The following is a 12,541-nucleotide window of genomic DNA, read 5'->3' as shown; positions in this document are numbered from 1 at the left end:
TAATGTCTAAAGTAACTAAATTTAACACTTTTTTTGACATCGGATAATAGTATTATTTTCTTATTATTAATATGCATAAATCACTTATTTAACGTTAAGATACATCAGATAGTTGCATTTAAATTTATTAGTGATTTGTATTAATGCTTTCACATTTATCACGATAACATTTTATATTTTTGCCTGAAAGTATAAATATGCTTCCATTATAATCCACTCTCATATTATAGTCAATGGTGTTTCAAAAACTATGCTTAAATGCTTATCTCAAAAGACATATCACTTTCATGTGAAAAACATAATTTAATCATCCAGAACTTGTTAATAAAAACATTGGGTGTTTATTAACTCATTTCTTTATAATATAGTTATGAAAAGAAAAAGAGGACTATTATCTAATTATTTTAAACCTTCCATTTATGTAAGGTCTTTTAAAGATGTTAATATTAGTCAGTTAAAGCGTCAAGGAATTAAATTATTTATTTCTGATCTTGATAATACCCTTGTGCCTCATTTTACAAAATTACCCAATAAAGATGTCATTGATTTTGTTAATCGACTTAAAAGTGCTGAGATTGAGGTTGTTATTATGTCTAACAACACCACCAAAAGAACAGGGCTCTTTGCAGCTAAAGCTGGTGTAAAAGAGTTTTATGGTAATGCTAAAAAACCATTTAGAAAATCAGCCAAAGAAATTATGAAGAAAAGAGATTTAAAACCATCAGAAGTGATTATGATGGGGGATCAAATTATTATGGATACCTTAGTTTCTAATTTGATGAATTGAGAGTCCATTTTAGTGCAACCCCTTGTTTCAACAGATTATAAAATGTCTTCATTTAATGTTTTTTTGGAAAACTTTATTTATAAAAAACTAGAAAGGCAAAATATTCTCAAGAGTGGTAAGTTCACATCCATGACAACTAACAACTCTTTTGAATTACTTTAAAATGACTTTAGCGGCAGTAGAATCAATTACTGGTGGTCTTTTTGCTAGTGAGATAACTAAAACTCCTGGAGCATCAACATTTTTTAAAGGATCTCTTGTTACTTACAGTAATGAGATCAAGGAAAAATTGGGTGTTGATATTTCTGCTGGAGTGGTTAATTCCAAAGTAGCTCTAGCTATGGCTCAAAAAGGTCAAGCATTTTTCCAAGTTGATTTGTGTGTAGCTTTTACCGGTAATGCTGGGCCAACTACTTTAGATCAAAAACCTGTAGGCAAAGTCTTTATTGCTATTAATGAGCAAGTGTATGAACTTGATTTCAAAGGTGATCGTCAGTCTATTAGAGAGCAGTCCGTGGCCTTTGCTTTAAAGAAAATAAGCAAACTTCTTCCAAAAAAGGCTATATAGTAATGGAGGAAAAAATGAAAACAGAAATAAAAAACGCTCTTCAACAAATTGAAAAGCAATTTGGTAAAGAAGCAATTATGCTCCTTGGAGACAAACCGGCTGTTGATCTAGATGTCTTTTCATCAGGGTCAATTGTGGTTGATGATATTTTAGGTATTGGTGGTTATCCCAAAGGACGGATTATTGAAATCTATGGTCCAGAATCATCAGGCAAGACAACACTAGCACTACACGCCATTAACGAGGTTCAAAAAAACGGGGGGATTGCAGCATTTATTGATGCAGAGCATTCCATCGATCCTACATATGCAAGTAATTTAGGAGTTGATATTGATAATTTAATTTTATCACAACCAGATTCAGGAGAACAAGCATTAGAAATTGTTGATACTTTAGCTAAAACTGGTTCCATTGATTTAATTGTAGTCGATTCTGTGGCAGCATTGGTCCCTGAAGTTGAACTTCATGGGGAGATGAGAGATCAAACCATAGGGGCTCAGGCTAGGTTAATGTCGAAGGCCTTGCGGAAAATAACTGGTTCATTAAATAAAACTAAGACCACAATTATTTTCATCAATCAAATTAGAATGAAAATTGGAGTCATGTTTGGCTCACCAGAAACTACTTCTGGCGGAAGAGCTTTAAAATTCTACTCATCAATTAGATTAGATGTGCGTCGAATCTCGTCTGTTGGGACAGGGCAAGATGTTAAAGGTAATGTCATTAAAGTTAAAGTAGCTAAAAATAAATTAGCTCCGCCTTTTAAAATTGGAATTACAGAGATTATCTTTTCCCATGGAATATCCAAAGAATCAGAAGTTGTGGATTTAGCTGTTGAACATGAAATTATTGCCAAAAAGGGGTCTTGATATCAATATAAAGGTGATAATATTGCCCAAGGTAAACAAAACTTACGCGAGATCTTTGTGAATAATAGAGAACTCTTTCAAGAAATTCTTGATCTAGTTTTAGAAGCCATGAAAGCTAAGAAATTACCCAAAGTAGCAAAACAAAAGATTGAAAATATGCCTGAAGGGTCAAAAGTAGCAAAAAGTAGCAAGAAAAATAGCCTTTAAGTATCTATTTTTAAACCCTCTTATAATAAGGGGGATTTTTATATATAATGATTGAGTAGAAAAGAGGAAAGATGAACATATTATTTCTTGGAGATATCTTTGGTGAACCAAGTATCAAAGCTCTAGAAAAACATCTACCCAAAATAATTAAGCAAGAAAAAGCTGACTTTGTAATTGCGCAAGCAGAAAATGTTTCCGGTCGTAAAGGGTTTGTTAAAAGTGACTACTTAAGATTAAAAGCCATTGGCATTGATGCCTTTACGATTGGTAATCATGTTTGGGCTAAAAAGGATATTAAACATATCATTGGCCAAAAGGATTTAATTAGACCTTATAATGTCAAAAGTAAGTATCCAGGCCACGGCACAAGCATTTTTATCGTTAAAGGTAAAACCATTCGTATTTCACAATTAATGGGCATTGGGTTTAATCGCTTAGGTTATGGTTGGAAAGAAGATGAAGCCGAAAATTTCTTTGATGCCTTTGATAAGTTAGAGAAATTACAAGAAACTGATTATCATATTATTGATTTTCATGGTGAAACAACTAGTGAAAAGAATGTATTTGGGGTATATGTGGATGGTAAAGCCACGGCGGTGTTAGGTACTCACACCCACATTCAAACAAGTGATGCTAAGATCTTGCCTAAAGGTACTGCTTATATTACAGATGCTGGTATGACTGGTCCCATTAACTCCGCGATTGGGGCAGATTGAGACAGTGTCTATCAAATGATGCGTTATGGTGAACGGTCTGTCTTCACTGTTTCAGATAATAACATTGAGCTTAATGGGGTTTTATTATCATTAGGTAAAAATGGTAATGTAATCAAGTCGATTAAAAGAGCACTACGGTAGCTTTTTTATTTTGCAAAAAAAGTTCATATTTTTCCTATTTTTTTATTTTTTGATATATACTTAAAAGGCACTGCATTTTATGAACTCGATTTGGGGTTGGAAATTTGGTGTTGAAAGTTCTTTGAAAACTGGATATAAGAAAATCACAACGTTTTAATTCTTTTAACAATAATTACATATAACAATATTAGTTAAGATATAAGAATTCTTATTACAAATGAGAGTTTGATCCTGGCTCAGGATGAACGCTGGCTGTGTGCCTAATACATGCATGTCGAACGAAGCACTTGTGCTTAGTGGCAAATGGGTGAGTAACACGTACTTAATCTACCCTATAGTTTGGGACAACAATTGGAAACGATTGCTAATACCAAATATTCAATTTCTTCGCATGAAGAAATTGTGAAAGGTCCGTTTGGATCGCTATTTGATGAGAGTGCGGTACATTAGTTAGTTGGTAGTGTAATGGACTACCAAGGCGATGATGTATAGCGGGGTCGAGAGGCTGAACCGTCACACTGGGACTGAGATACGGCCCAGACTCCTACGGGAGGCAGCAGTAGGGAATATTCCACAATGAGCGAAAGCTTGATGGAGCGACACAGCGTGCAGGAAGACGGTCTTAGGATTGTAAACTGCTGTTATAAGGGAAGAAAAGCAAGTATAGGAAATGATATTTGTCTGACGGTACCTTATCAGAAAGCACCGGCAAACCATGTGCCAGCAGCCGCGGTAATACATGGGGTGCAAGCGTTATCCGGAATTATTGGGCGTAAAGCGTTCGTAGGTGGTTTATTAAGTCTGAAGTTAAAGCCTGGGGCTCAACCCCAGCCCGCTTTGGATACTGATAGACTAGAGTTATAGAGAGGTCGGTAGAACTCCATGTGAAGCGGTGGAATGCGTAGATATATGGAAGAATACCAATGGCGAAGGCAGCCGACTGGATATATACTGACACTGAGGAACGAAAGCGTGGGGAGCAAACAGGATTAGATACCCTGGTAGTCCACGCCGTAAACGATGATCATTAGCTGGTGGATTTAATCACTGGCACAGCTAACGCGTTAAATGATCCGCCTGAGTAGTATGCTCGCAAGAGTGAAACTTAAAGGAATTGACGGGGACCCGCACAAGCGGTGGAGCATGTGGTTTAATTTGAAGATACGCGTAGAACCTTACCCACTCTTGACATCTTTCGCAATGCTATAGAGATATAGCGGAGGTTAACGGAATGACAGATGGTGCATGGTTGTCGTCAGCTCGTGTCGTGAGATGTTAGGTTAAGTCCTGCAACGAGCGCAACCCCTATCTTTAGTTACTAACATTAAGTTGAGGACTCTAGAGAGACTGCCTGGGTAACCAGGAGGAAGGTGGGGACGACGTCAAATCATCATGCCTCTTACGAGTGGGGCAACACACGTGCTACAATGGCTGATACAAAGGGATGCAACATGGTGACATTTAGCAAACCTCAAAAAATCAGTCTCAGTTCGGATCGAAGTCTGCAACTCGACTTCGTGAAGTTGGAATCGCTAGTAATCGTAGGTCAGCTACACTACGGTGAATACGTTCTCGGGTCTTGTACACACCGCCCGTCACACCACGGGAGTTGGTAATGCCCGAAGCTGGATAGTTAACTTCGGAAGCTACTGTCTAAGGCAGGGCCGATAACTGGGGTGAAGTCGTAACAAGGTATCCCTACGAGAACGTGGGGATGGATCACCTCCTTTCTACGGAGTACATTACATTCATAAGTCATAAATACAAATCTTCTTTCTCTCTTTTGAGAAAGCAGTCGTTGTGAGCGTTAGACTTATCGCATTCTTATATCCAGTTTTGAGAGTTTTTTCTCTCAGTATAGTTTTTTGAAAACTGAATAGCAATCAAATAAATTTTTTAATACACAACAAAAAACAGAATTTGAAGATGATGTAATGTCGTTATCAAAGGAGTTTTTTCGTCAAATTAAATAATTTCACACCTAAGATACTCTAAATTATCAATAAATATATTGAATAATTTAAATAATCTTAAACGAGATGATCGAAAGATCAAACCAAACAATAGATCAAAAAGAATTAACAATAGGACGTACTTTTTAATAAGTACAAGCAATAAAGAAAAAGTTACCAGAGTTATTTGGAACAAGTTTTTAAATAATTAAGGGCTTTTGGTGGATGCCTAGGGTCTGGAAGGCGATGAAGGACGTGATTACCTGCGATAAGCCTCGGTTAGCTGGATATACGCTGTGAACCGGGGATTTCCGAATGGGGGAACCCAGTAAGATTAATCTCTTATTACTCTACACTGAATACATAGGTGTAGTAGAGCGAACCATGTGAATTGAAACATCTTAGTAACATGAGGAAAATAAAATAAAATATAATGATTCCGTCAGTAGCGGCGAGCGAACGCGGAAAAGCCCAAACCAGCTTCGGCTGGGGTTGTAGGACATTCTGCATAGAGTTACAAAACTTATATATAGCTGAAGTAGTTGGGAAGCTACGGCATAGAGGGTGATACCCCCGTAAGTGAAATGTATAAGACTCTTGAATGTATCCTGAGTAGGGCGGGGCACGTGAAACCCTGTCTGAATCTGCCGGGACCACCCGGTAAGGCTAAATACTAACCAGACACCGATAGTGAACTAGTACCGTGAGGGAAAGGTGAAAAGAACCCCGGGAGGGGAGTGAAATAGATTCTGAAACCAATTGCCTACAAGTAGTTAGAGCCCGTTAATGGGTGATAGCGTACATCTTGCAGTATGGTCCGGCGAGTTAATTTGTCTAGCAAGGCTAAGTGGAAAAAAGCGGAGCCGTAGGGAAACCGAGTCTTAATAGGGCGACATAGTTAGGCGGATTAGACCCGAAACGAAGTGATCTATCCATGAGCAGGCTGAAGCAATGGTAATTCATTGTGGAGGGCCCAACCAGAGTACGCTGAAAAGTGCTTGGATGACTTGTGGATAGCGGTGAAATTCCAATCGAACTTCGATATAGCTGGTTCTCTTCGAAATAGCTTTAGGGCTAGCCTGTAGATTTAAGTAGTGGAGGTAGAGCACTGAATTAGGAATGGCGGCACCTAGCCGTACTGACCTAAATCAAACTCCGAATGCCATTATGTATATCTATGGAGTCGGACTGCGGGAGATAAGTTCCGTAGTCGCGAGGGAAACAACCCAGATCGTCAGCTAAGGTCCCAAATTTATGTTAAGTGAAAAAGGTTGTGAGGTTTCTTAAACAGCTAGTATGTTGGCTTAGAAGCAGCCATCATTTAAAGAGTGCGTAACAGCTCACTAGTCGAGAGGCCTTGCGTCTAAAATGTAACGGGACTAAACATAAAACCGAAGCTACGGACACGAAAGTGTGGTAGAGGAGCGTTCCTAGGGCAATGAAGTCAGACCGTAAGGACTGGTGGAGCGCTAGGAAGTGAGAATGCCGGAATGAGTAACGATTCAAAGTGAGAATCTTTGACGCCTATTGGGGAAGGTTTCCTGGGCAAGGTTCGTCCACCCAGGGTTAGTCGGGACCTAAGGTCAGGCCGAAAGGCGTAGCCGATGGACAACAGGTTGATATTCCTGTACTTCCGCTAATGTGATGGAGTGACGGAGAAGGATAATACTACCACTTATCGGATTGTGGGGTAAGTATTGACTGGTCAGTGTAGGCAAATCCGCACTGTATAACCGGGAGATATGATGCATAGGGAACGCTTCGGCAATTACCAAATTGTATGATTCCATGCTTCCAAGAAAAGCTTCTAACTTAAATTAGTGAGAACCCGTACCGAGAACGGACACACGTCCCCAAGATGAGTATTCTAAGGCGAGCGAGATAACCATTGTTAAGGAACTCTGCAAAATGACCCCGTAAGTTCGCGAGAAGGGGCGCTGACTTTATGTTAGCCGCAGGAAATGAGAGGGGCGACTGTTTACCAAAAACACAGCTCTCTGCTAAGTCGTAAGACGATGTATAGGGGGTGACTCCTGCCCAGTGTCCGAAGATTAAATTAACGTGTTAGCTTTTTAAGCAAAGCATTGATATGAAGTCCGGATGAACGGCGGCCGTAACTATAACGGTCCTAAGGTAGCGAAATTCCTTGTCACTTAATTGGTGACCTGCACGAAAGGAGCAACGATCTCTCTGCTGTCTCAACAATGGACTCGGTGAAATTATGGTACCAGTGAGAACGCTGGTTACCCGCAGCAAGACGAAAAGACCCCGTGGAGCTTTACTACAACTTTGTATTGGGATTTGATTTAACACATGTAGGATAGGTGGGAGACTTTGAAACGTAGGCGCTAGCATACGTGGAGTCAACCTTGAAATACCACCTTTGTTAAATTGAATCTCTAACCTGCTACCGTTATCCGGTAGGGGGACAGTGCATGGTGGGTAGTTTGACTGGGGCGGTCGCCTCCTAAAAAGTAGCGGAGGCGTTCAAAGTTACCCTCAGTATGGTCAGAAACCATATGTAGAGCGCAAAGGTAAAAGGGTGATTGACTGTGAGACTTACAGGTCGAGCAGGTACGAAAGTAGGACTTAGTGATCCGGCGGTTCCGAGTGGAAGGGCCGTCGCTCAACGGATAAAAGCTACCCCGGGGATAACAGGCTAATCTCTCCCAAGAGATCACATCGACGGAGAGGTTTGGCACCTCGATGTCGGCTCATCGCATCCTGGAGCTGAAGCAGGTTCCAAGGGTTGGGCTGTTCGCCCATTAAAGCGGTACGCGAGCTGGGTTCAGAACGTCGTGAGACAGTTCGGTCCCTATCTGCTGTGGGCGTTGGAGTATTGATAAGAGCTGTTCTTAGTACGAGAGGACCGGAATGGACGTACCCCTGGTGCTCCTGTTGTCACGCCAGTGGCATAGCAGGGTAGCCAAGTACGGAAAGGATAACTGCTGAAAGCATCTAAGCAGGAAGCCTCCTTAGAGATGAATACTCCCTGAATTTCCTTATAGACTATGAGGTTGATAGGCTGGAAGTGTACGTGTAGCGATACATTTAGCTGACCAGTACTAATAAATGATAGGTTTAAAAACAACGCATAATATTTAGATATCTTAGACGATTGCTATTCAGTTTTTAGAAAACTAGGAAACAGACCAAATGGTCCTTTTTTTTGTCCTTTTTGTAAAACATATTTAAACTTGTCAAGTAGACAATCACGAGATCTCTGAATAAATTAATAAACTTATATAAGTTTATGTACTTCCAATAAAAGATCAAATAGTAAAAACATGACAAAGTTGCAAATAATTTATAAAATTATGATATGTTATTTTTTAATATATATATATATATATATATGACCTTATAATTATTTTAATATACATAAGGAGAATAATGTCCAAGAGAATTAAAATAGCGGTTTGCGGTGGAATTGGAGCAATAGTAACAACTAGTATAGCAGTTCCATTATTAATGATAAATAATGGTGACAGTATTTACATCACACCAGGAAAGAGATTAGTCGATGCTAAAATTATAGAGTCAAGAGAATATGATACTTTCAAAGAAACCTTTCAAGATTTAAAATTAGGACTTACTAATATCAATGTGACTGATATGAATGATGATGGGGATAATTTAGTATTGACAGCTACTGGAGTATTACCAAGAGCAACGGTTTCAACTCATGCAAGTTTTATTGTGCAAAGTGCAACAGCAATTCAAGCCAATCCTAACACCATTATTAAAGCTATTTTTAATGTTGTTAAAACAACAGGTGAAGTAACTTTACTTAAATTATTAAAATCAGGGTCCAAAGAAAGTGAAGCAGTTATTAAAGCTGCAATTACTAAAAATGAAGTGCTTAATACAACTGCGATGGAACAACCAACTGCTAGGATGACAGATAGAATTACTAACCCAAATAATCCATTTTTATTATCAAGTACATTAATCTTTGCTATTAAAGCACTTGATTCAGATACTGCTTTACAAGGACTACTTAATCCAAATGAAATAGTTTCTAATTTACCAGATATAGATATATTTAATGAACTAATAAAAGTTTTACCAGAAGGAACAATTGGTAAAAATGAAATGTTGTTAAAAGACATTGAAATTACCAAAAATGATATAACCGGAGTTTTAAAAGTGATAGTAATTAATGCTAACAAAAGTTTTATAGTAAGCAATTTCTTGGTAGCATTAAGTAGTGAAGACATATCATCTAGAGTTACGGCTTTTGAAAGTTATTTTGACTCACTACAAGTAACTACTTTCAATGAGGGTGTTACAGCAGATAATGATAAAGCTATCTATGACCAAATAAAAACTGATGGTGTATATAGCATCAATGCTTCTTCAAACATCAATGAGATGAATTCCTTATTTAATGCAGAAGGAGATGTAGGATCATTAAAAGATGGTGCCGATGAAGGATTAGTAATTTATAATGTTGCGATTGCTCTTGCTAATAAAAAAGCTAATGATCAAAGACACCTTAATACTGAACAATTAAGAGTTAATAGTCTAAGTTCAAATGGAGCTAATGCTAAAATTGCTGATGCTGAAGCCCAGGGAAATTTTGACGATAATGCCCAAACCAAATACGGGATTACATTAGGTAGTGCCACTGAGGGTGCATTTACTTATACTTATGATGCTACTGCAAAAACGATTACCATTACTGCAGTTTTAATTGGTGGAGCAGGTGATTTAACAATACCACTACCAACACCTATTGGTTTAAGTCCTACACCAGCGGAAAATACAGAAATAGAAACTGCTGCAAATTTACTAGCAGCTAAAACTACAGCAAAAGGATTTATTAGAACTGCCTTTGAAACAGCTCCTTCACAAGATAATGCTGCTCATAATGCCAAACTATTTGGCGCAATTGCTCTTGCCAAAACAGCAGCTGATAGTGCGATAGATGAAGCATTAGATGAAACTGCAGTTAATGCCCTTGCTTCTTCAGAAACTGTTGGATCAGAAGTTGACAAAGTTCTTGTAGCTATTACTAAATATAAAGAGTCAACAGGGGAAAAAGCTATTGCTGATGCTTTAGCAATCACTAAAATTACAGCAAAAGGATTTATTAGAACTGCCTTTGAAACAGCTCCTTCACAAGATAATGTTGCTCATAATGCCAAACTATTTGGCGCAATTGCTCTTGCCAAAACAGCAGCTGATCGTGCGATAAATGATGCACCAAATGAAGCTGCAGTTAATGCCCTTGCTTCTTCAGAAACTGATGGAATAGAAGTTGACAAAGTTCTTGTAGCTATTAGTGAATATGAAAATTCAACAGGGGAAAAAGCTATTGCTGATGCTTTAGCAATCACTAAAACTACAGCAAAAGGATTTATTAGAACTGCCTTTGAAACAGCTCCTTCACAAGATGATAAAGCTCATAATGCAGAACTATTTGCCGCGATTGCTAATGCCAAAGCAGCAGCTGATGTTGCGATAGATGGAGCATTAAATGAAGCTACAGTTAATGTCCTTGCTTCTTCAGCAATTGCTGGATCAGAAGTTCTTAAAGTTCTTGCAGCTATTAAAGAATATGAAGATTCAACAGGGACAGATAAAGCTTTAGCAGACGCTAAAACTAAAGCAAAAGAATTTATTGCAACTGCCTTTGCAACAGCTCCTTCACAAGATGATAAAGCTCATAATGCTGAACTATTTGCCGCGATTGCTAATGCCAAAGCAGCAGCTGATGTTGCGATAGATGGAGCATTAAATGAAGCTGCAGTTAATGTCCTTGCTTCTTCAGCAATTGTTGGATCAGAAGTTGACAAAGTTCTTGCAGCTATTAATGCATATAAAGAGTCAACAGGGACAGATAAAGCTTTAGCAGACGCTAAAACTGCAAGTAGGAATGCATTTACAGATTATTTTAATGCTTTAACTATAACTAGTCTAAATACTGATGTTATTCCTTTAAATGCTACAACTGCTTATGAGAAAATAAAAATTGATGGCTTAAGTAGTATTGACAACGCCTTATCTATTGAGGACGTTGAGGCCTTGTTTAGTACAACAAATACAGGATCATTAAAAACTGCCGCTGATGCTGGTTTAGAAACTTATAATGCTGCGATTGAAAATGCTAATATTGATCATGATGCATCTTTACTGACAGAAGCTAAAAATGCAAGTAGTAAGGCGTTTATAACTTATTTTGATACTTTAGCTACAACTATTTTAGACGATGATGTCATTGAACCTTTGGCTGCTAAAGCTGCTTATGAGAACATAAAAACTGATGGCTTAAGTAGTATTGACAGCGCCTTATCTATTGAGGACGTCAATAACTTGTTTAATGGAACAACAAATATAGGATCATTAAAAACTGCTGCTGATAATGGTTTAATAATTTATAATGATGCGATTGAAAATGCTAATATTGATCATGGTGCAAAATTACTGACAGAAGCTCAAACTAAAGCAAAAGGATTTATTGCAACCTCCTTTGCAACAGCTCCTGAACAAGATGATAATGCTCATGATGCAAAACTATTTGGTGCAATTACTAGTGCTAAAACAGCAGCTGATCATGCGATAGATGAAGCATTAGATGAAGCTGCAGTTAATGCCCTTGCTGCTTCACCAACTGATGGATTAGAAGTTCTTAAAGTTCTTGCAGCTATTAGAGAATATGAAAATTCAACAGGAACAATAGCTTTATTAAATGTTAACTTAGCTAAATTTAGGAGGAATGTAAATTCTTCAAAAAGTAGACAAACTTTCAAAGATGATGTTTCTGGATTGAGTTTTTATCGTAACATCAATGTTGATGTCCTTGGTATTACTACTCCAATAGATTTAAGTCCTGGTATAAGAGTGAAATATAGGCTTTCTGCTAAAGATAATAGGAAAGCTTATTCATCTGCTGATGTGCTTGTTACTTTAACTAAAGGAACTGAAACAGTTGAAAAAACGATTATAGTCACTGCAAGAGGATAATAATTTGAAATAATAAAAATAAATGCCATAAATATAATTTGTGGCATTTTTCCTATCGTTTTTTATATTTGCTTCCTAAATAAAACAAAAAGAATGTTAATCTAATTATCTTAAAATGATTCAAATAATTTTGCATTTAACGTTGGGGTTCACTCCCGCCCTTAAGTGTACTAGTTAGCTGCTTCTAGAATGCTATTTTAATTATATACAAGAAAATACAAAGCACAAGTTTCATTGGTTTTGATTTTCTTTAATCACACAAGATTATGATGCCTAGAATTCATTAATTTTGTGATTAGTTAACATTTTTTGCACTTATCCACGTTTGGGTG

5 protein-coding genes and 2 rRNA genes are annotated in these 12,541 nt (G+C 37.7%); all 7 read left to right on the top strand.

From position 1 onward, the window contains the following. The first annotated feature begins 370 nt into the window (after positions 1-370). On the top strand, positions 371-949 hold the full coding sequence (locus O3I44_RS03015) for a YqeG family HAD IIIA-type phosphatase (RefSeq protein WP_303717046.1): 579 nt from the start codon (positions 371-373) through the stop codon (positions 947-949). A 1-nt stretch (position 950) separates the two neighbouring features. Next, positions 951-1,355: a CinA family protein gene (locus O3I44_RS03010; protein WP_303717045.1), complete on the top strand. Its 405-nt coding sequence runs from the start codon at positions 951-953 to the stop codon at positions 1,353-1,355. A gap of 14 nt (positions 1,356-1,369) precedes the next feature. Continuing rightward, positions 1,370-2,431: a recombinase RecA gene (gene recA, locus O3I44_RS03005; protein WP_373317533.1), complete on the top strand. Its 1,062-nt coding sequence runs from the start codon at positions 1,370-1,372 to the stop codon at positions 2,429-2,431. Between the two features lie 71 nt (positions 2,432-2,502). Further along, positions 2,503-3,288 (top strand): TIGR00282 family metallophosphoesterase, encoded by a 786-nt coding sequence (locus tag O3I44_RS03000; protein ID WP_303717044.1) that lies wholly within the window; start codon positions 2,503-2,505, stop codon positions 3,286-3,288. Between the two features lie 213 nt (positions 3,289-3,501). Next, positions 3,502-5,018: ribosomal RNA gene (locus O3I44_RS02995) — 16S ribosomal RNA — on the top strand. A gap of 420 nt (positions 5,019-5,438) precedes the next feature. Next, a 23S ribosomal RNA gene (locus tag O3I44_RS02990) occupies positions 5,439-8,329 on the top strand. The 16S and 23S rRNA genes sit together here, the layout of an rRNA operon. A 304-nt stretch (positions 8,330-8,633) precedes the next feature. Then, positions 8,634-12,209, top strand: a complete 3,576-nt coding sequence (locus O3I44_RS02985; RefSeq protein WP_303717043.1) for a hypothetical protein — start codon at positions 8,634-8,636, stop codon at positions 12,207-12,209. Positions 12,210-12,541 lie beyond the last annotated feature (332 nt).

It is taken from the genome of Candidatus Mycoplasma mahonii, from assembly GCF_030550815.1.
In the GTDB taxonomy this organism is placed as follows: Bacteria; Bacillota_I; Bacilli_A; order Mycoplasmatales; family Metamycoplasmataceae; genus Mycoplasma_O; species Mycoplasma_O mahonii.
The sequence above is the reverse complement of the archived record's forward strand: the minus strand, read 5'-3'. Positions and strand labels throughout refer to the sequence as shown.